23 protein-coding genes and 1 rRNA gene are annotated in these 23,891 nt (G+C 63.0%); 13 read left to right on the top strand and 11 right to left on the bottom strand.

Features of this window, described 5'->3' with window-relative positions:
• Positions 1–33: 33 nt before the first annotated feature.
• Both hemB and PQU89_RS00115 read right to left on the bottom strand, forming a co-directional pair.
• A complete protein-coding gene (gene hemB, locus PQU89_RS00120; RefSeq protein WP_272764040.1) occupies positions 34–1,032 on the bottom strand; it encodes a porphobilinogen synthase in 999 nt (332 codons plus the stop codon).
• 125 nt (positions 1,033–1,157) lie between these two features.
• The gene (locus PQU89_RS00115; RefSeq protein ID WP_272764039.1) at positions 1,158–1,343 is read right to left on the bottom strand and encodes a hypothetical protein; all 186 of its coding nucleotides are present in this window, start codon (positions 1,341–1,343) and stop codon (positions 1,158–1,160) included.
• Positions 1,344–1,730: 387 nt separating this feature from the next.
• Here PQU89_RS00115 and PQU89_RS00110 point away from each other — a divergent pair, with 387 nt between their 5' ends.
• Entirely contained in the window at positions 1,731–3,122 is a 1,392-nt protein-coding gene (locus PQU89_RS00110; RefSeq protein WP_272764038.1) for an amino acid permease, read from the top strand.
• A gap of 621 nt (positions 3,123–3,743) precedes the next feature.
• Here PQU89_RS00110 and PQU89_RS00105 read toward each other — a convergent pair.
• Positions 3,744–5,234, bottom strand: coding sequence for an alanine/glycine:cation symporter family protein (locus PQU89_RS00105; RefSeq protein WP_272764037.1), 1,491 nt, complete (start codon positions 5,232–5,234; stop codon positions 3,744–3,746).
• Between PQU89_RS00105 and PQU89_RS00100 the strand changes: the two genes are divergently transcribed.
• A complete protein-coding gene (locus PQU89_RS00100) occupies positions 5,146–5,478 on the top strand; it encodes a hypothetical protein (RefSeq protein ID WP_272764348.1) in 333 nt (110 codons plus the stop codon). The two genes, PQU89_RS00105 and PQU89_RS00100, sit on opposite strands and share 89 nt — an antisense overlap.
• Before the next feature lie 35 nt (positions 5,479–5,513).
• Here the strand turns inward: PQU89_RS00100 and dnaJ are convergent, their stop codons facing one another.
• From dnaJ to grpE, 3 genes are all read right to left on the bottom strand, one after another.
• Positions 5,514–6,635, bottom strand: a complete 1,122-nt coding sequence (gene dnaJ, locus PQU89_RS00095) for a molecular chaperone DnaJ (RefSeq protein WP_272764036.1) — start codon at positions 6,633–6,635, stop codon at positions 5,514–5,516.
• A 106-nt stretch (positions 6,636–6,741) separates the two neighbouring features.
• Entirely contained in the window at positions 6,742–8,658 is a 1,917-nt protein-coding gene (gene dnaK / locus PQU89_RS00090; RefSeq protein ID WP_047965765.1) for a molecular chaperone DnaK, read from the bottom strand.
• 132 nt (positions 8,659–8,790) lie between these two features.
• Positions 8,791–9,321 carry a nucleotide exchange factor GrpE gene (gene grpE / locus PQU89_RS00085; protein WP_272758921.1) on the bottom strand — a complete coding sequence of 177 codons (531 nt, stop codon included), beginning with the start codon at positions 9,319–9,321 and terminating at the stop codon, positions 8,791–8,793.
• Positions 9,322–9,739: 418 nt separating this feature from the next.
• Here grpE and aceA point away from each other — a divergent pair, with 418 nt between their 5' ends.
• Entirely contained in the window at positions 9,740–11,038 is a 1,299-nt protein-coding gene (gene aceA, locus PQU89_RS00080; protein WP_272764035.1) for an isocitrate lyase, read from the top strand.
• A 258-nt stretch (positions 11,039–11,296) separates the two neighbouring features.
• Here aceA and PQU89_RS00075 read toward each other — a convergent pair whose 3' ends face one another.
• Positions 11,297–11,587, bottom strand: coding sequence for an RnfH family protein (locus PQU89_RS00075; protein WP_272764034.1), 291 nt, complete (start codon positions 11,585–11,587; stop codon positions 11,297–11,299).
• Entirely contained in the window at positions 11,580–12,017 is a 438-nt protein-coding gene (locus PQU89_RS00070; protein ID WP_272758920.1) for a type II toxin-antitoxin system RatA family toxin, read from the bottom strand. The genes PQU89_RS00075 and PQU89_RS00070 overlap by 8 nt, the downstream gene beginning before the upstream one ends.
• A gap of 149 nt (positions 12,018–12,166) precedes the next feature.
• Between PQU89_RS00070 and smpB the strand changes: the two genes are divergently transcribed.
• The 10 genes from smpB (at position 12,167) to PQU89_RS00020 (ending at position 20,488) form a co-directional block, all read left to right on the top strand.
• Positions 12,167–12,613, top strand: coding sequence for an SsrA-binding protein SmpB (smpB, locus tag PQU89_RS00065; protein WP_272764033.1), 447 nt, complete (start codon positions 12,167–12,169; stop codon positions 12,611–12,613).
• Between the two features lie 3 nt (positions 12,614–12,616).
• Positions 12,617–12,943 (top strand): hypothetical protein, encoded by a 327-nt coding sequence (locus tag PQU89_RS00060; RefSeq protein ID WP_272764032.1) that lies wholly within the window; start codon positions 12,617–12,619, stop codon positions 12,941–12,943.
• 90 nt (positions 12,944–13,033) lie between these two features.
• On the top strand, positions 13,034–14,611 hold the full coding sequence (guaA, locus tag PQU89_RS00055; RefSeq protein ID WP_272764031.1) for a glutamine-hydrolyzing GMP synthase: 1,578 nt from the start codon (positions 13,034–13,036) through the stop codon (positions 14,609–14,611).
• A 231-nt stretch (positions 14,612–14,842) separates the two neighbouring features.
• On the top strand, positions 14,843–15,094 hold the full coding sequence (locus PQU89_RS00050; protein ID WP_272764030.1) for a BufA1 family periplasmic bufferin-type metallophore: 252 nt from the start codon (positions 14,843–14,845) through the stop codon (positions 15,092–15,094).
• A gap of 52 nt (positions 15,095–15,146) precedes the next feature.
• The gene (bufB, locus tag PQU89_RS00045; RefSeq protein WP_272764029.1) at positions 15,147–16,001 is read left to right on the top strand and encodes an MNIO family bufferin maturase; all 855 of its coding nucleotides are present in this window, start codon (positions 15,147–15,149) and stop codon (positions 15,999–16,001) included.
• On the top strand, positions 15,994–16,746 hold the full coding sequence (locus tag PQU89_RS00040; protein ID WP_272764028.1) for an HvfC/BufC family peptide modification chaperone: 753 nt from the start codon (positions 15,994–15,996) through the stop codon (positions 16,744–16,746). The genes bufB and PQU89_RS00040 overlap by 8 nt, the downstream gene beginning before the upstream one ends.
• On the top strand, positions 16,743–17,198 hold the full coding sequence (locus tag PQU89_RS00035; protein ID WP_272764027.1) for a DoxX family protein: 456 nt from the start codon (positions 16,743–16,745) through the stop codon (positions 17,196–17,198). The genes PQU89_RS00040 and PQU89_RS00035 overlap by 4 nt, the downstream gene beginning before the upstream one ends.
• 46 nt (positions 17,199–17,244) lie before the next feature.
• The gene (gene serB, locus PQU89_RS00030; RefSeq protein ID WP_272764026.1) at positions 17,245–18,093 is read left to right on the top strand and encodes a phosphoserine phosphatase SerB; all 849 of its coding nucleotides are present in this window, start codon (positions 17,245–17,247) and stop codon (positions 18,091–18,093) included.
• A 17-nt stretch (positions 18,094–18,110) separates the two neighbouring features.
• Positions 18,111–18,623 (top strand): hypothetical protein, encoded by a 513-nt coding sequence (locus tag PQU89_RS00025; protein ID WP_272764025.1) that lies wholly within the window; start codon positions 18,111–18,113, stop codon positions 18,621–18,623.
• On the top strand, positions 18,620–20,488 hold the full coding sequence (locus tag PQU89_RS00020; protein ID WP_272764024.1) for a sensor domain-containing diguanylate cyclase: 1,869 nt from the start codon (positions 18,620–18,622) through the stop codon (positions 20,486–20,488). Before PQU89_RS00025 ends, PQU89_RS00020 begins: the two co-directional genes overlap by 4 nt.
• Before the next feature lie 47 nt (positions 20,489–20,535).
• On the opposite strand, the gene mpl is transcribed toward PQU89_RS00020, so the two are convergent.
• From mpl to rrf, 3 genes are all read right to left on the bottom strand, one after another.
• On the bottom strand, positions 20,536–21,915 hold the full coding sequence (gene mpl, locus PQU89_RS00015) for a UDP-N-acetylmuramate:L-alanyl-gamma-D-glutamyl-meso-diaminopimelate ligase (protein ID WP_272764023.1): 1,380 nt from the start codon (positions 21,913–21,915) through the stop codon (positions 20,536–20,538).
• Positions 21,916–22,010: 95 nt separating this feature from the next.
• Positions 22,011–23,405, bottom strand: a complete 1,395-nt coding sequence (locus PQU89_RS00010; RefSeq protein ID WP_272764022.1) for a sodium:proton antiporter — start codon at positions 23,403–23,405, stop codon at positions 22,011–22,013.
• Positions 23,406–23,781: 376 nt separating this feature from the next.
• Positions 23,782–23,891 (bottom strand): 5S ribosomal RNA (rrf, locus tag PQU89_RS00005); the annotation flags it as partial.

The following is a 23,891-nucleotide window of genomic DNA, read 5'->3' as shown; positions in this document are numbered from 1 at the left end:
TTGGCCGCATTTTTGCTGAGCGTGCTGCGTGTATCAGCGACGCAGCAGCCGTGCCGCGTCCAGCGCGAAGTAGGTGAGGATGCCGTCGGCACCGGCGCGCTTGAACGCCAGCAGGCTTTCCATCATGCACTTCTCTTCGTCCAGCCAGCCGTTCTGCGCGGCGGCTTTCAGCATCGCGTATTCGCCGGATACCTGGTAGGCGTAGGTTGGCACCTTGAAGGTGTCCTTGATGCGGCGGATCACGTCCAGATACGGCATGCCCGGCTTGATCATCACCATGTCGGCCCCCTCTTCCAGATCCATCGCCACTTCCTGGATCGCCTCGTCGAGGTTGGCCGGGTCCATCTGGTAGGTGTACTTGTCGGCCTTGCCGAGGTTGGCGGCGGAGCCGACCGCGTCGCGGAACGGGCCGTAGAACGCCGACGCGTACTTGGCGCTGTAGGCCAGGATCTTGGTGTGGATGTAGCCGTCTTCTTCCAGCGCGCTACGGATGGCGCCGATGCGGCCGTCCATCATGTCGGACGGGCCGAGCACATCGGCGCCGGCTTCGGCATGACACAACGCCTGCTGCACCAGCACCGCGGTAGTTTCGTCGTTCAGCACGTAGCCGCTGTCATCGAGCAGCCCATCCTGACCGTGGATGGTGTACGGGTCGAGCGCGAGGTCGGTCATGATGCCAAGCTCCGGGAAGCGCGCCTTCAGCTCGCGCACCACGGTCGGCACCAACCCATCAGGGTTGTAGGCTTCCTTGCCGGAATTGTCCTTGCCGGTTTCCACCACCGGGAAGATCGACAACATCGGGATGCCCAGCTGTAGCGCGTCTTCGGCGGTAAACAGCAGCTTGTCCAGGCTCTGGCGCACCACGCCCGGCATCGACGTCACCGCCTGCTCGCGCCCCTGCCCTTCGAGCACGAATACCGGATAGATCAGGTCGTTGGTGGTCAGCACGTTTTCGCGCATCAGGCGGCGGGAGAAGTCGTCACGGCGCATGCGACGCAGACGGGTCGCGGGGAAGTAGCGGTTGGCAAACATGAGGGTCTTTCGCGGCAAACGGTTCAGAAGGAAGGCGCTAAAGATAGCAAGACTGGGACAGCGGGCACAGCAGAAGTTCAGCGGCATTTGCGGCAGCGCAAGGTTGGCCGCAACGCCACGCAGCGTCAGCGCGAAGCCGCGTCGTCATCCTGCTCCGCCTGCTCGCGGCGGGCGTAGGTGCCCGGCGCCACGCCCGGCGGCAGCTCGATCGGCGGCTGTTTTTGCGACAGCCGCGCCAGGGTGCCGAGCACGGTGCCAAGCGGCGCGCCGATGATCACGATCCAGAACCAGGTGCTGTGCAGTAAATCCATGCTCGGAAATCCAGTGAAAAACGCCGGGCAGACCCGGCGTCGATGTTGATGCGGATAAGGACACAGGATACCAAATACCGCTCCCGCCCGCAGGGCCGCGCCCCGCCACCTCGCGCTCCCTTCCCGGAAAAAACACCGGTGACTTCCTGCAAAAACCGGAATTTAAGTGCATTTTGTCAATTCAAACAAAATCTATAGTGAAAAAACGATAACGATAATTTTTATACTATTCCGGTTTTCGGGCTTCGCCACTGCCACCCAAGCAGGGAATGCCCGGAAGCGTCCGGCAGGGAGAACTGGCACCGACAAGCAGCCAGCCCCTGCCGCATGCAACACCGCGGCCCGATCGGCCCGGATGTTACGCCTTGCACAACATGGAGAGACCTTATGCAACACCAGCAAGACAACTTGCAGCGCGGACTTGAGGAGCGCCACATCAACCTGATGGCCCTCGGTGCCGCCATCGGCGTCGGCCTGTTCCTTGGCTCTGCCAGCGCGATCAAGATGGCCGGCCCGGCCATCATGATTTCCTATGCGCTGGGCGGCGTGGCCATCTTTCTCATCATGCGCGCCCTGGGTGAAATGGCCATCCACAATCCGGTAGCGGGCTCGTTCAGCCGCTATGCACAGAACTATATCGGCCCCCTCGCCGGCTACCTCACCGGCTGGAATTACTGGTTCCTGTGGATCGTCACCTGCATGGCGGAAATCACCGCCGTCGGCGTCTACATGGGCGTGTGGTTCCCCGATGTGCCGCACTGGATCTGGGCGCTCTCAGCGCTGCTGATGATGGGTTCGCTCAACTTTATTGCCGTGAAAGCGTATGGCGAATTCGAGTTCTGGTTCGCCCTGATCAAGATCGTCACCATCGTGCTGATGATTGTGTCCAGCGTCGGCATGATCGCCTTCGGCATCGGCAACGGCGGCATTGCCACTGGCATTTCCAATCTGTGGTCGCATGATGGCTTCATGCCGCATGGCGTCAAGGGCATCCTGATGTCGATGCAGATGGTGATGTTTGCCTATCTGGGCGTGGAGATGATCGGCCTGACCGCCGGCGAAGCGAAAAACCCGAAAAAAACCCTGGCAAGGGCAGTTGATTCTGTTTTCTGGCGTATCCTGATTTTTTATGTCGGCGCACTATTTGTCGTGATGTCGATTTACCCGTGGGACCAGATCGGTACCACCGGCAGCCCCTTCGTCATGACCTTTGAAAAAATGGGCATTCCGGCCGCCGCCGGCATCATCAACTTCGTGGTGCTGACTGCCGCCCTGTCCTCCTGCAACAGCGGCATTTTCAGTACCGGCCGCATGCTGTACAACCTGGCGCAGCAAGGCCAGGCCTTGCCGATATTCGGCAAAGTCGGCAAGAACGGCGTGCCCAACATGGCGGTACTCATTTCCGTCACGATGCTGCTGGGTGGCGTGCTGCTGAACTACCTCGCACCCAAGGAGGTCTTCACCTGGCTGACCGCCATCTCCACCTTTGGTGCGGTCTGGACCTGGGCCGTGATTCTGGTATCGCAGCTGAAATTCCGCCGCATGCTCACGCCGGGACAAGTCGCCAAGCTGGAGCACCGCATGCCGTTCTTCCCTTACGGCTCCTACATCGCGCTGGCCTTCCTGCTGCTGGTCATCGGCCTGATGGCCTACTTCCCGGAGACACGCATTGCGCTGATCATCGGGCCGGGCTGGCTGGTCATGCTGGTTGCCCTGTACTACCTGCTGGGCTACCACAGGCAGTCGGCACCTGTGGCACAGCCGGCATATCAGTCATGATCTGAACTGCTGGCAATCAGAAACGGCGACTCTGCGAGTCGCCGTTTTTTTTATGGTTCACACCCGCAAGGTCGCGACAGCCATTGCCTCGCCGCAGGTGGCGCCCCTCATCGCGCAGGCGACGGCCCTCAATACGGCAAGCCTGCCGACCGACGCGGGTTCGGCTTGACGGGCGCCCTGGTTCACGCATCCACCGCGTCACCGGTGTCGTCGTCTCGCGCTCCTATTCGTCTGCGATGCCCACAGCGCCGCAAGGTTGGCCGCAATGGGCTTGCGAGACGAACCCGCAGCCAGACGGCTTGCCCGCCGGCTCTGTGCTCTCCCCGACCAGCCGTGCCGTACGCGAATAGCCGCAGCGGACACAGGAAACGCCGCCTTCTTGACTGCACGCAGCGCAGCGTGCCAATGCCTGCGGCCATCGTGCCAGACGGGCGAGTGCGCCGGCGCTGCCCTGCTACGCACCAAGCTGGCGACGGGTGCCGCCGTCCGGCGACAGCGGCGGTGACGGCGCTTGTTGTGACCTCACTGCGTGGCGCCGGGCCAGCACCTCGTGGCGACGCACCAATGAAAAAACGCCGGGTTGCCCCGGCGTCAATCATAATGCTGCTTCCAGCAAGTCTATCAAACTCGGTCGTAGACCGGTTGACCGCCGTGCTTGCGCTCTTCTTCCAGATTGTCTTCCGACTGATGGCCGGTCCAGTAGTCGGCGCCCTTGATGCCCAGTTTTTCTGGGTGGAACACCGGATCCACACCTTTGGCCAGCTGCGCCTCGTAGTCACGCAGCGCGATGAAGGCCGGCTTCTGCAGCATCAGGATGGCGGTGATGTTGAGCCATGCCATCATGCCGACACCGATGTCACCCAGACCCCAGGCCAGATCGGCAGTCTTCACGGTGCCGTACACGGTGGACGCCATCAGCGCCATCTTCAGCACCAGCGTCAGCCACGGACGGTTGATCTTGCGGTTGAGGTAGGCGATGTTGGTTTCGGCGATGTAGTAGTAGGCCACGATGGTGGTGAAGGCGAAGAAGAACAGCGCCACCGCCACGAAGATGGAACCGAAGCCCGGCATGATGTTTTCCATCGCCGTCTGAGTGTAGCCAGGACCGGCCACGACACCAGCGATACCGCTATACAGCGCCTTGCCATCCGGACCTTGTACGTTGTACTGGCCGGTAATCAGCAGCATGAAGGCGGTAGCGGAGCACACGAACAGGGTGTCGATGTAGACCGAGAACGCCTGTACCAGACCCTGCTTCGCCGGGTGCGATACCGCAGCGGCGGACGATGCGTGCGGGCCGGTACCCTGGCCGGCTTCGTTGGAGTACACGCCACGCTTCACGCCCCACTGCACGGCAAGGCCGAGGATGGCGCCGAAGCCGGCTTCCATGCCGAAGGCGCTCTTGAAGATCAGGCTGAGTACGTGCGGCAGTTCGTGAATGTTCAGTGCCACGATCACGCAGGCCACCAGGATGTAGCCCAGCGCCATGAACGGCACCACGATCTCGGCAAAGGAAGCGATACGCTTCACGCCACCGAAGATGATGAAGCCCAGGATCACCGCCAGAATGCCGGCCGTCACGTTCGGATCAATGCCCATTGCATTTTGCAGGCCAGCAGCAATCGAGTTGGCCTGGGTGCCCGGCAGCAGCACGCCGCAGGCAAAGATGGTGGCGATGGCAAACACCAGCGCGTAGCGCTTCATGCCCAGGCCCTTCTCGATGTAGAAGGCCGGACCGCCGCGGTATTCACCGTTGATCTTTTCCTTGTAGATCTGGCCGAGGGTGGACTCGACGTAGGCCGAGCTGGCGCCCAGGAAGGCCGTCATCCACATCCAGAACACGGCACCGGGGCCGCCGAAGGTGATCGCGGTGGCCACACCGGCGATGTTGCCGGTACCGACACGACCGGCCAGCGTCATCGCCAGCGCCTGGAACGACGACACGCCACTGTCGCTGGACTTGCCGTCAAACATCAAACGGATCATTTCGCCAAAATGGCGTACCTGGGCAAAACGGGTGCGAATGGAAAAGAACAAACCAACGCCCAGGCAAAGGAAGATCAATCCCTTGCTCCAGATCCAGCCATTCAGAAAATCAACTGCTGCCTGCATGTTTACTCCTCAGTTTCAAGGGGGGTCTGTACCCGCTCCGACGGTGTTGTTGCCGCCGCGGCCTTGTCGACCGCGACGTGCTATCGCACAGGTCATCTGCCTGTTTCGCGAAGCCGGAACCTTACTGAAACATGCCCAGCGTGAACAGTGGCCTGGATACATTAGCCATTATTTGTCCGACAATCCGCAAAATAACGGCACATCGTTGCACCAGAAAACAAAACGCGCCGTCAAACTTGCTTGACGGCGCGTCATTAAAACAACTGAAAACAGCACTAATCAGCCAAAGAAGTCCTTCAGCTTGTCCATGAATGAGTTGGCCCGCGGATTGTGCGTTGCGACATCACCCTGGCTGATGGCCTCGAATTCGCGCAGCAATTCCTTCTGCCGCTCGGTGAGGCTGACCGGGGTTTCGACGATGACGTGGCACATCAGGTCGCCGACGTCGTGGCCGCGCACCGATTTCACGCCCTTGCCGCGCACTCGGTACACCTTGCCGCTTTGCGTTTCCGACGCGATCTTGACCTTGACCATGCCGTCCAGGGTCGGGATCTCCACCTCGCCGCCCAGCGCCGCGGTGGCGAAGCTGATCGGCATTTCACAATGCAGATCCATGCCGTCGCGCTCGAACACGCTGTGCTTCTTGATGTGGGTGACCACGAACAGGTCGCCGGCCGGACCGCCGTTCTGACCCGGTTCACCCTCGCCGGACAGACGGATGCGGTCGCCCTCGTCGACACCGGCCGGAATCTTCACGTTCAGCGTCTTGTGCGTCTTCACCTGACCGGCGCCGTGGCACTTGTGGCACGGATCGGTGATCTGCTTGCCGCTGCCGTGGCAGGTCGGGCAGGTCTGCTGGATGGAGAAGAAGCCCTGGCTCATGCGCACCTGGCCGTGACCGCCGCAGGTGGTGCAGGTCTTGGGCTGGGTGCCCGGCTTGGCGCCGGAGCCGTGGCACACGTCGCAGTTTTCGTGCGACGGGATGCGAATCTGCTTCTCGCAGCCGCGCGCCGCTTCTTCCAGCGTGATCTCCATGTTGTAGCGCAGGTCGGAGCCACGATAGACATTGGAACGGCCACCGCCGCCACCGCCACGTTGGCCGCCGAAGATGTCGCTGAAGATGTCGCCGAAATCGAAACCGCCAAAGCCGGCGCCGCCGCCCATGCCGGCCTGCGGATCTACCCCGGCGTGGCCGTACTGGTCGTAGGCGGCGCGCTTCTGGCCATCGGACAGGATTTCATACGCGGCCTTGACCTCCTTGAACTTTTCTTCGGCGTCCTTGCTGTCCGGATTACGGTCCGGGTGGTACTTCATCGCCAGCTTGCGATAGGCCTTCTTGATGTCGTCGTCCGACGCATCGCGATTGACGCCCAGTACCTCGTAAAAGTCCTTTTTAGCCATGCTGTCTCACCAGTGCGCCCAACCGTCAAAGGTTGGCCGCAAGTTTTACCAATGAAAAAGCACAGCGCCCGCGCGCGAGCCCTGTGCCTTGTCGACCGTCAGCCGATTACTTGTCTTTCTTCACTTCTTCGAACTCGGCATCGACCACGTTGCCGTCGTCCTGCTTGCCTGCGTCCGCTTCGGTGTTGGCGGCACCTTCCGCACCCTGCGCCGCGTACATCTGCTCGGCCAGTTTGTGCGATGCCTTCATCAGCTCTTCGATCTTGGCGTCAATGGCTTCCTTGTCGTCGCCCTTGACCACTTCTTCCGCATCCTTCAGCGCGGCTTCGATCGTGGTCTTTTCTTCGGCGGAGATCTTGTCGCCGTGTTCGGCCAGCGATTTCTTCACGCTGTGGATCAGGCCTTCACCCTGGTTGCGGGCCTGTACCAGCTCGTGCAGCTTCTTGTCTTCTTCCGCGTTCAGCTCGGCGTCGCGCACCATTTGCTGGATTTCGTCTTCCGACAGACCGCTGGAGGCCTGGATGGTGATGTTGGCCTGCTTGCTGGTGGCCTTGTCCTTGGCGGACACGTGCAGGATGCCGTTGGCGTCGATGTTGAACTCAACCTCGATCTGCGGCACGCCACGGGCGGCGGCCGGAATGTCACCCAGGTTGAACTGGCCCAGCGACTTGTTGGCGGAAGCCTTCTCGCGCTCGCCCTGCAGCACGTGGATGGTCACCGCGGTCTGGTTGTCTTCAGCGGTGGAGAACACCTGCGACGCCTTGGTCGGGATGGTGGTGTTCTTCTGGATCAGCTTGGTCATGATACCGCCCATGGTTTCGATACCCAGCGACAGCGGGGTCACGTCCAGCAGCAGCACGTCCTTGCGATCGCCGGACAGTACCGAACCCTGGATCGCGGCGCCAACAGCCACGGCTTCGTCCGGGTTCACGTCACGGCGCGGCTCCTTGCCGAAGAAGGCCTTCACCGCTTCCTGTACTTTCGGCATGCGGGTCTGACCGCCGACCAGGATCACGTCGGTGATGTCGGCCAGCGACACACCGGCGTCTTTCAGTGCCACTTTGCACGGCTCGATCGAGCGCTGTACCAGGTCGTCGACCAGGCTTTCGAACTTGGCGCGGGTGATCTTCATCGCCAGGTGCTTCGGACCGGTAGCATCCATGGTGATGTACGGCAGGTTCACTTCGGTCTGGGTAGCGGACGACAGCTCGATCTTCGCCTTTTCCGCGGCTTCCTTCAGGCGCTGCAGGGCCATCACGTCGTTCTTCAGATCAACGCCCTGGTCCTTCTTGAACTCGGTCACGATGTAGTCGATCACGCGCTGGTCGAAGTCTTCGCCGCCGAGGAAGGTGTCGCCGTTGGTGGACAGCACTTCGAACTGGTGCTCGCCGTCTACGTCGGCGATTTCGATGATCGACACGTCGAAGGTACCGCCGCCGAGGTCATAGACGGCGATCTTGCGGTCACCTTCCTGCTTGGCCAGGCCAAAGGCCAGTGCGGCAGCGGTCGGTTCGTTGATGATGCGCTTCACGTCCAGACCGGCGATGCGGCCGGCGTCCTTGGTGGCCTGACGCTGGCTGTCGTTGAAGTAGGCCGGCACGGTGATGACCGCTTCGGTCACTTCTTCGCCCAGGTAGTCTTCGGCGGCCTTCTTCATCTTGCGCAGTACTTCGGCGGAGATTTGCGGCGGCGCCATTTCCTTGTCGCGCACCTGTACCCAAGCATCGCCGTTACCGGCTTTCTTGATCTGGAAAGGCATCAGGTCGATGTCTTTCTGCACTTCCTTGTCTTCGAAACGGCGGCCGATCAGGCGCTTCACCGCATACAGGGTGTTCTTCGGGTTGGTGACCGCCTGACGCTTGGCCGGGGCGCCGACCAGGATCTCGCCGTCTTCCATATAGGCGATGATGGACGGGGTGGTGCGTGCGCCTTCGGCGTTCTCGATCACCAGCGGGTTGCCGTTTTCAACGACTGCCACGCAGGAGTTGGTGGTGCCCAGGTCAATACCGATAATTTTGCCCATAGTGCTGAATCCTTTCGATTTGATCTCGATTTAATCTGTTTGCTTGCCCGTCGCAGCCGGTGGTGCGCCGGGGGGTTGTCTTGCCAGATATTGGCTATTTCCGCGTTTTCAAGAGGGTTAGTCGTCGCAATCTCAGCTCTTGGCCTTGGCGACCACCACCATCGCCGGACGCAGCACGCGATCGGCGATCAGATACCCTTTTTGCATCACGCGCACCACCGAATTCGGCTCGGCGTCGGATTCTTCGGTGCTGATAGCCTGGTGGCGATGCGGGTCCAGCTTCTCGCCCAGCGGGTTGATTTCGCTGATCTGGCCCTTCTCGAAGGCGGCCAGCAGCTGCTTCAGCGTCAGGTCGACGCCGAATTTGAGGTTTTCGAACTGGCCGGACTGGTCCTGAAGCGCCATTTCCAGGCTGTCCTTGACCCCGATGAGTTCGGAGGCGAATTTTTCGATGGCAAACTTTTGTGCCTTGGCCACTTCTTCCACGCCACGGCGGCGCTGGTTTTCAGTTTCGGCCTTGGCGCGCAAAAACTGCTCTTTCATTTCTGCTAGTTCAACTTCCAGCTGGGCGACACGCTCCGCGTCACTGACGACGGCGCCTTCGGCCGGGTTGGCAACTTGTTCAAGCACTTCTTCCGCTTGGGGATTTTGATTTTCCTGCATGATCGCTTCCGTTTGGCTGAATTCACAAAGACCTCAGGTAAATAAGGCCAAGCTGCCCTTTTTCAAGATCTTCTCCACAATAAGTAAATGGTCATTTAGTTACTTTTATTTTCGTTAACGATCAGGATCGGCGCGCACCGGCGATTCATTTTTGTGCACCTTTGTTACCTTTTGAAAACAAAGGATTTTTTTGTGCTGCAGTGCACACAACGCAATTTTTTTATGCTTAAATGATTCCACAACAGCGCTACTGCACGGCCCGCCAGCACTGGATCCGGGGCGGTTTCCGGCAGTCAGGCCCGCCACCAGAACAGGCGGGTTAGCAACGCACAAAGACCGGCATCACCGGCCTGCAGCAAGAGAAACTGGGAGCGCCGGTTTATCCGGCAAAACGAAACTATCAAGTGAAGGGTTTACCATGACTACTCGCGAACAACGCATCGCCGCCATCCAGCACGACTGGGATACCAACCCGCGCTGGAAAGGCATCAAACGTGGCTACACCGCTGCTGACGTTGAGCGCCTGCGCGGCTCCGTACAGGTAGAGCACACCCTGGCCCGCAACGGTGCCGAGAAGCTGTGGAATCTGGTGAACAACGAGCCGTACATCAACTGTCTGGGCGCACTGACCGGCGGTCAGGCGATGCAGCAGGTGAAAGCCGGCATCAAGGCGATCTACCTGTCCGGCTGGCAGGTTGCCGCCGACAACAACGAATACTCCGCCATGTACCCGGACCAGTCGCTGTATCCGGTTGACTCGGTGCCGAAGGTGGTCGAGCGCATCAACAACGCCTTCACCCGTGCCGACGAAATCCAGCACTCCAAGGGCGTGGAACAAGGCGATGCCGGTTTCGTTGACTACTACGCACCGATCGTGGCCGACGCCGAAGCCGGTTTCGGCGGCGTACTGAATGCCTACGAACTGATGAAGGCGATGATCCGCGTCGGCGCCGGTGGCGTGCACTTCGAAGACCAGCTGGCTTCCGTGAAAAAATGCGGCCACATGGGCGGCAAGGTACTGGTACCGACCCAGGAAGCAGTGCAGAAGCTGATCGCCGCCCGGATGGCAGCCGACGTTTACGGCGTACCAACCCTGGTGATCGCCCGTACCGACGCAGAAGCCGCCGACCTGCTGACTTCCGACTACGACGAAAACGACAAGCCGTTCCTGACTGGCGAGCGCACCGCTGAAGGCTTCTACAAGACCAAGAAAGGTCTGGAGCAAGCCATCAGCCGCGCCGTGGCCTATGCCGAGTACGCCGACCTGGTATGGTGCGAAACCGGCACCCCGGATCTGGAGTTTGCCCGCCGCTTCGCCGAAGCCGTACACGCCAAGCATCCAGGCAAACTGCTGGCCTACAACTGCTCGCCATCGTTCAACTGGAAGAAAAACCTGGACGATGCCACCATCGCCAAGTTCCAGCGCGAGCTGGGCGCCATGGGCTACAAGTACCAGTTCATCACCCTGGCCGGCATCCACTCCATGTGGTACAACATGTTCGATCTGGCGCAGGACTACGTGGCACGCGGCATGTCCGCCTACGTGGAGAAGGTGCAGGAGCCGGAATTCGCGGCCCGCGACCGCGGCTACACCTTCGTATCGCACCAGCAGGAAGTCGGCACCGGTTACTTCGACGACGTGACCACCGTGATCCAGGGCGGCAAGTCCTCGGTGACCGCGCTGACCGGCTCCACCGAAGAAGAACAGTTCCACTAAGCGTTCGACATTACGGCACCTCGACCCTGCCGTCTGCGTCAAACAGCCCCGCCTGACACTGCTCGCAGTGCTCGTGCGCGGGGCACCCAAACCGCCTGCAACTTTGTTGCGGGCGGTTTGCTTTTCTGCCGCCGACTCCAGCCTCATACCGATAAGCACCGGGACGCCACCGCACCGGACTGCTCAGAAATGACAACGCCAGCGGCAAGCCACTGGCGTGATCAAGGTTGGCCGCAAGCAGCGGCGGCCATGGAATCGCTACTCCGCCTTGCCGGCCTCGGCCCGGCGGCGGCGCACCTCCTTCGGATCGGCCTGCAGCGAGCGGTAGATCTCCACGCGATCGTGATCGCGCAGCACGTGCTCCGCCGGCACCGCCTTGCCGAAGACACCCAGTTTCAGCTGCGTAAGGTCAATGTCCGGAAATTCGCTGGCGATACCGGACTGCAGCACCGCCTCGCGCGCGGTGGTGCCGGCAGGCAGCGACAGTTTGACGATCAGCTGCCGTTCCGGCCGCGCGTAGGCGACCTCCAGCTGCAGCCAATCAGTCATCGCCGTACACCTTGTCGGCTTCCTTGATGAAGGCATCGACCAGCGTGCCGGAGATGTGGCCGAACACTGGCCCAATCAGCTTTTCCAGGATCTTGCTGGAGAACTCGTAGCTGAGGCGGAATTCCACCTTGCAGCCGACATCGCCCAGCGGCAGAAAGTGCCAGCGCCCCTGCAGGTGCTTGAACGGCCCATCCACCAGCTCCATCAGGATGCTGCTGTACGGTTCGTTCACATTGCGGGTGGTGAAGTGCTGTCGCACCTTGAGGTAGTCGATGTGCAGGCTGGCGACCAGCTGGTCGCCGTCGCGGGAGTGCTCCTCCCCCTTGCTGCACCACGGTAAAAAGCGCGGGTAGTGCGCCACGTCGTCCACCAGGCGGAACATCTGCTCCGGGGTATGGGCGACCAGGACATTTTTCTCGACAACTTGCATGATGAAAACTGTGTGGGAGTCCGTAAAAGGCCGGCGCGGCGGCAACACAAGGTTGGCCGCAGCAAGCCCATGAATTTTCGATACTTTGGCGATACGCTTTGTTCTGGTAGAATATCGGGTTTACCGCTTCGTCTTTCCGCCACGCCGCCATGAGCATCATCGACAACCGCAAAGCGTTTCACGATTACTTCATCGAAGAAAACATCGAGGCCGGCCTGGTACTGGAAGGCTGGGAAGTCAAAGCCATCCGCGCCGGTCGCGTGCAGATCAAGGAAAGCTACGTTCTCTACCGCAATGGCGCATTCTACCTCGTTGGCTGCCATATTACCGCACTGCAATCCGCGTCGACCCACATCAAGCCCGATCCAATCCGCGACCGCAAGCTGCTGCTGAAGCAGGAGCAGACCAATCGCCTGATCGGCAAGGTCGAGCGCGCCGGCTACACCATCGTGGCGCTGAACCTGCACTACAGCAAAGGCAACATCAAGGTCGACATCGGCCTAGCCAAGGGCAAGAAGCAGCACGACAAGCGCCAATCGGAAAAAGAACGCGAATGGGCGCGTGAAAAACAGCGCCTGATGCGCGATAAGGGCTGAGCCATGAAACCCAGCGCCACCCAGGCCTTCATCCTTATCATCCTCGGCGCCCTGTGGCTGCTGAAAAGCACCGCGCTGCTGCCGGACACCATCACGCTGCTGGCCATCCTGCTGGCCAGCGCCGGCGCCGGCCTGCTGCTGATCGACGGCATCACCAAGTCCAGCATTGTGACCAACCCGATGCTGATCTATACCGGTGCGGCCATCTACCTGTTTGACACCAGCAGGCTGCGCCTGAGCCACAGCCTGGCACTGGGCATGATCCTGCTTGGCATCCTGATGCTGATCGCGCGCAGCGACCGCATTCCGGAGCGGCGCCTGAAGAAATAGCGCTCGCCTGCCTGCGGCAGGCCCGGCCCCGAGTACCCGCATTCAAATCCGACTGGTGACCCGACCAGTCTTTTACATTCAAGGACAGTCATGGACAAAATCCTCATCCTCGATTTCGGCTCCCAGGTTTCCCAGCTGATCGCCCGCCGCGTACGCGAAGCGCACGTTTACTGCGAGCTGCACCCGTTCGACATGCCGCTGGCCGACATCAAGGCCTTCGCCCCGAAAGCCATCATCCTGTCCGGCGGCCCGAACTCGGTGTACGAATCCGACTACCAGGCTGATCCTGCCATCTTCTCGCTCGGCCTGCCGGTGCTGGGCATCTGCTACGGCATGCAGTTCATGGCGCAAAGCCTGGGCGGCAAGGTCGAGGCCGGCGACACCCGCGAATTCGGCTACGCCGAAATCCAGGCGCGTCACCACTCCAAGATCCTGGAAGGCCTGCAGGACCGCATCGACGACGCCGGCAACGGCTTCCTCGACGTGTGGATGAGCCACGGTGACAAGGTCACCGCGCTGCCGGCCGGCTTTAACGTTATCGCCGAGACCCCGTCCTGCCCGATCGCCGCGATGGCCGACGAGGACCGCGGCTTCTACGCGGTACAGTTCCACCCGGAAGTGACCCACACCAAGCGCGGCACCGAGATGCTGCACCGCTTCGTGCTGCACGTGGCCGGCGCCAAGCCGAGCTGGACCATGCCGAACTACATCGAGGAAGCGGTGCAGAAGATCCGCGACCAGGTCGGTGACGAGGAAGTCATCCTCGGCCTGTCCGGCGGCGTGGATTCCTCGGTGGCTGCCGCGCTGATCCACCGCGCCATCGGCGACCAGCTGACCTGCGTGTTCGTCGACCACGGCCTGCTGCGCCTGAATGAAGGCAAGATGGTGATGGAAATGTTCGCGCAGAACCTGGGCGTGAAGGTGATCCAGGTCGACGCCACCGCCCAGTTCATGGGCAAACTGGCCGGCGAGTCCGACCCGGAGAAGAAACGCAAGATCATCGGCGGCGAGTTCGTCGAGGTGTTCCAGCGCGAATCCGGCAAGCTCACCAACGCCAAGTGGCTGGCACAGGGCACCATCTACCCGGACGTGATCGAGTCCGCCGGTGCCAAGACCGGCAAGGCGCACGCCATCAAGAGCCACCACAACGTCGGCGGCCTGCCGGACGACATGAACCTGAAGCTCTTGGAGCCGCTGCGCGACCTGTTCAAGGACGAAGTACGCCAGCTGGGCGTGGCACTAGGCCTGCCGCACGATATGGTCTACCGTCACCCGTTCCCGGGTCCGGGCCTGGGCGTGCGCATCCTCGGCGAAGTGAAAATGGAATACGCCGACCTGCTGCGTCGCGCCGATGCCATCTTCATCGAAGAGCTGCGCAACACCATCGACGAGAAAACCGGCAAGAACTGGTACGAGCTGACCAGCCAGGCATTCGCGGTATTCCTGCCGGTGAAATCGGTGGGCGTGATGGGCGACGGCCGCACCTACGACTACGTGTGCGCACTGCGCGCGGTGGTGACCAGCGACTTCATGACCGCACACTGGGCGGAGCTGCCGTACAGCCTGCTCGGCCGCGTCTCCAACCGCATCATCAACGAAGTCCGCGGCCTCAACCGCGTGGTCTACGATGTATCGGGCAAGCCGCCGGCAACCATCGAGTGGGAGTGATCTGACGCGGCTCGCCGGCTGACGGCGAGCAACGCCACACCCTGCCACCCCGTGCCAAGGCGCGGGGTTTTTTGCGCCCAGCGGCCAACCTAGCGAGCGCCGGGCTACCCGTGGCCGCCATGCCAGAACTTTTTCGGGCATGCTGTAATGAATTACCGCCACAGGCGACTAAGGGCGGTAATGCGCGGCTTCGCGCATTTCAGCACCCCCCAATCATTCAGGAGAAACACCATGTCCGCATCCAGCACCCTGCTTGCCTCCGCCCTGACCGCCGTCATCGCCATGAGCGCGGCCGCCCCGGCGGTCGCCGCCAGCAAGGAAAAATGCTACGGCGTCGCCGCCGCCGGCAAGAACGACTGCGCCGCCAACGGCCACAGCTGCGCCGGCCAGGCCAAGCTCGACAAGGATCCGGCGGAGTGGAAATACGTCGCCGCCGGCAGCTGCTCCCAGCTGGGCGGCATGCTGCAGCCGGGCAGCAAGTAAGCCTGCGCACCGGGTGGGGTAACGGCCCCACCGTTTTTTGTGAAAGCCGATCATGAGCACCCCGCTTCCTGTCTGTGCCGGCATCGGCCTGCGCCAGCCGCACTACCGCCAGGTTCTGGACAGCCTGCCCGCCTTGGGCTGGATCGAGTTGCACAGCGAGAACTTCTTTGACGGCGGCCAGCCGCTGGCGATGCTGCAAAGCTTGGCCGCAAGCTATCCGCTGTCGCTGCACGGCGTCGGTCTGGGGCTGGGTTCCGCCGCACGTCCCGATCCGCAGCACCTGGCCTCGCTGCAGCGGCTACTGGCGCAGGTGCCAGCGGCCGCAGTGTCGGAGCACCTGTCGTTCAACCACGATGCCGACTACCGCTTCGCCAACGACCTGCTGCCGATTCCCTACACCCGCGCCATGCTGGTGCAGGTGGCGGCCAACGTGGCCGAAGCCCAGGACGCCATCGGCCGCCCGCTGCTGCTGGAAAACCTGTCCAGCTACCTGCAGTTTCCGGGCAACGAGATGAGCGAGGCCGAATTCCTGGCCGAGCTGGTGCAGCGCACCGGCTGCGGCATCCTGCTCGACGTCAACAACCTGTACGTCAACCACATCAACCTCGGGCTGGATGTCGACGCCTTCCTCGACGCGCTGCCGGCCGCCGCCATCGGCGAGATCCACCTCGCCGGCCACAGCGAACGCCGCTTCGACGACGGCAGCCGCCTGCTGGTCGACACCCACAGCCGGCCGGTAGCGCCGGCGGTGTGGCAACTGTACCGCGCGGTGATCGCTCGCTTCGGGCCGCGGCCAACTCTGATCGAGTGGGACAGCGACATTCCGCCGCTGGACACGCTACTGGCAGAGGCGGCCACGGCACAGCACATGCTCGACACCGCCGGCCGGGGAGCGCGCGATGACTGACGCACAACGCTGGCAGCATGAACTGCTGGACGCCATCACCGCGCCGCAGTGGCAGCCGCACGCCACGCTGCCGGCCCATGCGCTGGCGGTGTACCGCAACAACTACCGCGTCGGGCTGATGGAGATGCTCGCCCTCGTCTACCCCATCGTGCAGCAGCTGCTGGGCGCGGCATTCTTCGGCGCGCTGAGCCGCGAATTCGTGCGCGCCACGCCGTCGCACAGCGGTAACCTACACCGCTACGGCGCCGGCTTCGCCGACTTCATCGCAGGCTTTGCGCCCACCGCCGAATGGCCCTACCTGCCGGATGTGGCGCGCATGGAGTGGGCGCTGCATCGCGGCTATTACGCCCCCGACAGCGCGCGCCTGGAGGTCGCCACCCTCGCCGCGCTATCGCCTGCGCAATGGAGCGAACTGCACCTGCCGCTGGATGCCTCGCTGAGCCTGTTGCGCTCGCCGTGGGCGCTGTCGGCGATTCACGCCTACCACCAGCCGGGCGCGACACGGCAGCCGTTCACGCTGGCGCAGGCGGAAAACCTGCTGCTGTGGCGCGAGCACGGCCAGATGCAGCTGCGCCGTGTGGACGACGCGCCCACCGAGTTCCTGTCCCGCCTGCAACGGGGCGCCACGCTGGACGAGGCCACCGCCGCCGCGCTGGCGCTGGCGCCAGACTTCGCGCTGCAACACACCCTGCAGACCGGCCTGCAGCACGGCTGGTTTGCACAAGCACAAGGAAAGCCGCCATGAACTCGCCCATCGCCTGCCTGCTGCGCCAATCCAGCCGCGTGATCACGCCACTGGCGCCGCCACTGCAGGACCTCGCTCTGCTGGCACTGCGCCTGTGGCTGGCGTGGGTGTTCTTCAGGTCCGGGCTGACCAAGATCGAAGACTGGGACAGCACGCTGTTCCTGTTCCACGAGGAGTACGCGGTGCCTCTGCTGCCGCCAACGTTGGCCGCATGGCTGGGCACCGGCGGCGAGCTAGTGCTGCCGGTGCTGCTGGCACTGGGGCTGGCCGGCCGCTTCGCCGCGCTGGGCCTGTTCGTGCTCAACGCGGTGGCGGTGATCAGCTATCCGGCGCTGGAAGGCAGCGCGCTCGACTTCCACTACCAGTGGGGGCTGATGCTGTTTACGCTACTGGCCTGCGGCCCCGGCCGGCTGGCGCTGGACGCGCTGATCAAACGCCAGTATCGGCTGTGACATGGCATAATCGTCAGCACTGTTCACTCTTGATCCCTGCCCACGCATGAGCACGCCACAGACTCTGGTATTACAAGCCCCCACCCTCGACCAAGCCCGCCTCACCGAGCTGGCCGCCCTGTCCGGCGCCAGCGACAGCCGCAGCGTTGCGGCCAACGTGGTGCGTCTCGACGATGTCGACCCCGCCCGCCGCGAGCTGGTGCTGGCGCGCGCCGAACGCCTGAGCGTGGATGCCAACTATGTCGACCGCGCACGCCGCTTTGCCGATTTCGGGCTGCTGGTATCGGACATGGATTCAACGCTGATCACCATCGAGTGCATCGACGAGATCGCCGACATGCAGGGGCTGAAACCGCAAGTGGCGGCGATTACCGAGCGCTCGATGCGCGGCGAGCTGGACTTTACCGAATCGCTGAAAGCGCGCGTCGCGCTGCTGGCCGGGCTGCCGGAAGCGGCGCTGGCCCGCGTCTACGATGAGCGCCTGCAGCTGATGGCCGGCGCCCGCGAGCTGCTGACTGCCTGTCGTGAGCACGGCGTGAAATTCATGCTGCTTTCCGGCGGCTTCACCTACTTCACCGAACGGCTGAAGGCGGAGCTGAACCTCGACTACTGCCACGCCAACCAGCTGGAAATTATCGACGGCAAGCTCACCGGCCGCGTCATCGGCGATATCGTCGACGGCGCCGCCAAGCGCCGCCTGCTGATCGCGCAGCGCGAGGCACTGGGCCTGCGCGCCGAGCAGGTAATCGCCATGGGCGACGGCGCCAACGATCTGCTGATGCTGGCCGAGGCCGGTGTCGGCGTCGCCACCCACGCCAAGCCGGTGGTGCGCGCCCAGGCCCGCTACACCCTCAACCACGTCGGACTGGATGGCATCCGCCACCTGTTCCTGTAGCCTGCGGCCAACCTTGTATGCCACTGCCCGAACTGGACACCGTCTACTTTGACAGCTGTTTTCCGCTGCGCTTCCACCCGGCGCCGGACGCGGCCACCAGCCACGCCGCGCAGCTGGAAACCGGCCTGGCGCTGGCGGTGCTCGCCGCGCCGCTGGACCAGGACAGTGACGGCAGCCCGTTGCTGCAACGGCTGGAAGCCAAGCTCGACTTCGTGCTGGAACTGGGTCTGCTGGCGCGCTATCCGCAACTGCCGCCACCCCGCCCCTGCCGCATCGGACTGGAGGCGGTGGTGTGGCAGGACGAACTGGCCGCCAGCGTCGGCGACAGTGGCCTGCTGCAGCTGCATCCGCACGCACCGTCCGGCTGCCCGCTGTACCTGTGCGTGACCATCGAATCCAGCCTGGCCGGCCCCGACGGCTACCAGCACCTGGCCCGGCTGCAGCCGCTGCGCCACGACAACGACACCCGCCGCTGGGAGCGCTGGGTGTTCCAGCAGCATCGTCAGCACATCGGCAAGGGCAAGACATGACGCCGACCCTGCCGTCAGAACAGCACGCACCGGAAACGCAGCGCGCCCGCCGCCTGCTACGCCTGTCGTGGGTGCTGGCCCTGCTGGTGCTGGCGGTGATGTGGGGCGGCGTGATCGAGGGCCTGCGCCAGCGCCAGTCGTTGCTCAGCGCTCAGCAACAGACACAGCAGGCGGAATGGCTACGCCTGTCCAGCGCGGCGGTCGATGACCGGCTGCGCAACCTGTACAAGGAATTGCAGCTGTTCGCCAATGACCAGCCCAGCCTGGCCCGCGACGCCACCCAGCTGTTTCCGCTGCAGGGCGGCAGCCTGTGGCTGGTGGACGCCAGCCAGCAACAGCAGCTGCGCGGGCAGCAGCAGCCGCTGAGCGCAGCGGCCGTGCAGCAAGTGCGGCAATGGCTGCAAAGCCCGGCGGTACATCCGGCGCTGACCGTGCTGCCGCTGCCGGTGATCGACAAACGGCCAGGCAACAGCGAGCTGCTGCAAGTGGTGCTGCCCTTGTGCGACCTGGAGCGCTGTCACAGCGCACTCACCGGCTTCCTGCGCGTCAGCGAGCTGCTGGACCCGGAACAGCTGCTGGATCACCCCGCCTACGCCGTACTCGACATCAACGGCAGCGTGCTGGCCAGCAATGGCAGCATGGATTTCAACGGCCACAACCTGACCCAGGTCGCCACCACCCGTCTGAGCCAGGTGCCGCTGCTGCTGGCGGCCAACTACCGCAGCAGCCAGATCATCCGCAGCTTCAACCTGTTCGCGCTGAGCCTGCTCGGTGTCGCACTGGTGCTTAGCTGCCTGCTGTTGCTGCTGATGTGGCGCATCAGCCAGATCCTGCTGCATGTCGAACACAGCAGCAGTCAGTTCAACCACGCGCAGCAGCTGCTGGCGCTGACCAACAGCAGCCTGCGCGAAAAGATGCGCACCCTGATCGACGAGCAGCGCGACCAGCAGACGCTGATCGAAACGGTGCAGGTCGGCGTGCTGATCGTCGACGCCAGCGAGCTGTCCATCCTCACCAGCAACGATGCCGCCGCGCGCATGCTGGGCATGTCGCGGCAGATGCTGCAGCGGCAGACGCTGCCGGCGCTGTTCCACAATCCGCAGCGCTGCGAGGAGCTGCTGGCGGTGCTGCAGGAGCAGCAGATCGTCACCGACCGCGAAGCGCAACTCAACAACCACAACCACAAGGTCTGCTGGAGCATGACCTCGATGCGTTACCTGCAATTCCGCGAACGCCACGCCATCGCCGTCAGCCTGATCGACATCACCGAGCGCATCGCCCACGCCCAGCGGCTGCAGGACGAGAAGCAGGCCACCGAACGCGCACTGGCACAGCTGCAGGCCACCCAGCACGAGCTGTACCAGCGCGCCACGCTGGACGACCTTACCGGGCTGGCCAACCGCCGTCACTTCCTGTCCTTCGCCGGCAAGGCGCTGGAGCGCGCACGGCTGGCCGACGATACTGTTGCCGTGGCGCTGATCGACCTCGATCACTTCAAGAACATCAACGACCGCTACGGCCACGCCGCCGGTGATGCCGCGCTGCAACACTTTGCCAGCAACCTGCGCGCAGCGCTGCCGGACAGCGCCATGGCCGGACGCATGGGCGGCGAGGAGTTTGCGCTGCTGCTGCCGGACACCTCGCTGGGCGAGGCGCACGCCATCGTCGATGTGCTGCGCAACGGCATCGCCGCGCAGTCGTTCCACACCGACGGCCAGCAACTGCAGCTGACCTTCTCCGCCGGCGTCGTCGCCAGCCGCAACGGCCACGCGCACGACCTGTCCGAGCTGCTGAAGCTGGCCGACAAGGCGCTGTATCGCGCCAAGGCCAACGGCCGCAATTGCGTGGAAAGCATCGCACCATAAAAAAACGCCAGACCGCAGTCTGGCGTGGTGGCGGTCCGCGAGGCGCCTCAGCCCGCCAGCGCGCTCAACAGCTTGCCGTGGATACCACCGAAACCGCCGTTGCTCATCACCAGCAGTTGGTCGCCGTCGTGCGCCTCGGCGACGATGGCGGCCACCAGCGCGTCGATGTCGTCGAAGCAGCGCGCCTTGGCGCCCAGCGGCGCCATCGCCTCGGCCACGCTCCAGCCCAGGTCGGCCGCACCGTAACAGAATACCTCGTCGGCGTCGGCCAGCGAGCCCGGCAGCGCCGCCTTCATGGTGCCCAGTTTCATGGTGTTGGAGCGCGGCTCCAGCACCGCCAGGATGCGGCTGTTGCGGCCAACCTTGTGGCGCAGGCCGGCGATGGTGGTGGTGATGGCGGTGGGATGGTGGGCAAAGTCGTCGTACACGGTGACACCGCGCACGGTGCCCTTCACTTCCATGCGCCGCTTCACGCTCTTGAAGCGCGACAGCGCGTCGATGGCCACTGCCGGCGTCACGCCGACGTGGCGCGCGGCGGCAATCGCCGCCACCGCGTTCAGGCGGTTATGCTCGCCCGGCACCTCCCACTGCACGCGACCCAGCGTCTCGCCGTGCAGCAGCACGTCGAAGCGGCCATCGGCCGCCGCCGTGCCGGCCTGCCAGCCGGCATCGCTGCCGAACTGTTCCACCGGCGTCCAGCAGCCGCGTTCCAGCACGCGCTGCAGGCTGGCCTCGCGACCATTGCTCACCACTAGGCCATTGCCTGGCACGGTGCGCACCAGGTGGTGGAACTGGGTTTCGATGGCGGCCAGGTCGGCAAAGATGTCGGCGTGGTCGAACTCCAGGTTGTTCAGCACCGCGGTGCGCGGATGGTAGTGCACGAACTTGCTGCGCTTGTCGAAGAAGGCGGTGTCGTACTCGTCGGCCTCGATCACGAAGAACGGGCTGGTGCTGGCCGCGTCCTGGCGCGGCGTGCCCGGCAGGCGTGCGGAGATGCCGAAGTTTTCCGGGATGCCGCCGATCAGGAAGCCCGGTTCCAAACCGGCATCCTGCAGAATCCACGCCAGCATCGAGGTGGTGCTGGTCTTGCCGTGGGTACCGGCCACCGCCAGCACCCATTTGTCGTGCAGCACGTTCTCGGCCAGCCACTGCGGGCCGGAGATGTACGGCAGGCCGCGATTCATGATCTCTTCCATCAGCGCCTTGCCGCGCGTCACCACGTTGCCGATCACGAACACGTCGGCGCCGATATCCGCCTGTTCGGCGCCAAAGCCCTGCATCAGCTCGATGCCCATGGCTTCCAGCTGGGTGCTCATCGGCGGATAGACGTTGGCGTCGCAGCCGGTAACCTTGTGGCCGGCGGCCTTGGCGATGGCGGCGATGCCGCCCATGAAGGTGCCGCAGATGCCGAGAATATGGATGTGCATGACAGAATCGCGAAAACGGAAAAACAGCAAGGATACCGGATTTCAAGCAAAAAAGGCTGCCACAAGGGGCAGCCCTGATACCGCAAGGCGGTGAATTACAGCACGATCAGCGTCAGCAGCAGGAACAGCGGCAGCAGGATGCCGAACGACCAGGCCATGTAGCCGAAGAAGCTGGGCATCGCGATACCGCGCTGCTGGGCGATGGCCTTGACCATGAAGTTGGGCGCGTTGCCGATATAGGTGCACGCGCCCATGAACACGGCCCCCATCGAGATCGCCAGCAGCGTAGGCGCCAGCGGCCCCATCAGCGTGGCCGCATCGCCCGATGCCAGATTAAAGAACACCAGATAGGTCGGCGCGTTGTCGAGGAAACTGGACAGCACGCCGGTCAGCCAGAAGTACATCACATTGTCCGGCGTGCCTTGCGGCGTGGTCACCAGCTGCACCAGCGCGGTCAGCGCACCCCTCTCGCCAGCCTGCAGTACCGCCAGCACCGGCCCGATGGTAATGAAGATACCGGCGAACAGCTTGGCCACTTCCAGCATCGGATCCCAGTTGAATTCGTTGCCCTCGCGAATGGCTTTCGGCGTCAGCCACAGCGACAGCCCGGCAATCGCCAGCAGCAGCAGGTCACGCACCAGGTTCTGCAACGCCAGCGGCGTGCCCAGCACGTCGAAGACCACGCCCGGTTTCCAGATGCCGGACAGCAGCACCGCGGCAATCACCGCACCCAGCAACGGCAGGTTCTGCAAGCCACTGATACGGATCGGCGAGTCCGGCGTCCGGTCACGTTGCAACACACCTTCTTTCCGGAACAGATAGCTGTCGATCACATAAAAAATAAGCAGCAACGTTACCGCCATCAGCAGCACCGGCAACGCCATGGCCTGCAGGGTCCAGCCGAAATCGACACCCTTCAAAAAACCGAGGAACAGTGGCGGATCCCCCAGCGGCGTCAGGCCGCCGCCGATGTTCGCCACCAGGAAAATGAAGAACACCACCACATGGACATTGTGACGGCGGTTGTCGTTGGCCTTGATCAACGGCCGGATCAGCAGCATCGCCGCCCCGGTAGTGCCCATGATTGATGCCAGAGCCGTTCCCAACGCTAGCAGGCCGGTATTCAGCGCCGGCGAGCCGTGCAGATTGCCGGCCACCAAAATGCCACCGGACACCGTGTACAGCGCAAACAGCAGCACCACGAAGGGGATGAACTCGGCCAGCATGGCATGCAGCACCAGCCCGGCGGCAGTGGCGCCACCAAAATTCAGCGTAAAGGGCAACAGGAACAACAAGGTCCAGCCGGTAGTGATCTTGCCAAAGTGATGGTGCCAGAACTCCGGCGCCACGATCGGAAACAAGGCGATCGACAGCAGGAGGCCGGCAAAGGGAACGCCCCACAACAGGCTCAGGCTGGCGCCATCCAGCGTGGCCGCATGGGCCAGCAATGGCGTACCGCACAGCAGCAACAAGGCAATCAGACGGGACACTTTTTCTCCTCGTGGCAGACAACACCGCAACTGCACGGGCGCAAGGCACCCCACACCGTACAGCAAACCGTTCGTGTTGACTTTAGTTATTCAAACCAGTGTCAGTAGACTAGTTTTCCACAAAAAGATTCATTCGATCTTGCGGTTTCAACACAACTAATGACAAAAGGGTTGAATTGGGTCGTATGGGTCGAATAACGGTGGGTCACTTGGCAAAACGAGTCGATGAGAAGCAGGAAGGCAGACAAAGGTTGACCGCAGCAGGCACGAGAGGCTTCAGGACAGGAGGATTGCACGACAGCAGCAAGACCTGCTACGTTGGCCGCCCACAAAGCACAAAGCCCAGCTCGGTTGAGCTGGGCTTTGTTTATGGGGCGTCTGGCGGTGTCCTACTTTCACACAGGTATCTGCACTATCATCGGCGCTAAGGCGTTTCACGGTCCTGTTCGGAATGGGAAGGCGTGGGACCACCTCGCTATGGCCACC

Origin of the sequence: Vogesella indigofera, from assembly GCF_028548395.1 — a bacterium.
In the GTDB taxonomy this organism is placed as follows: Bacteria; Pseudomonadota; Gammaproteobacteria; order Burkholderiales; family Chromobacteriaceae; genus Vogesella; species Vogesella indigofera_A.
Note: the sequence above shows the minus strand (reverse complement) of the source record. Positions and strands in the feature narration are given on the sequence as shown.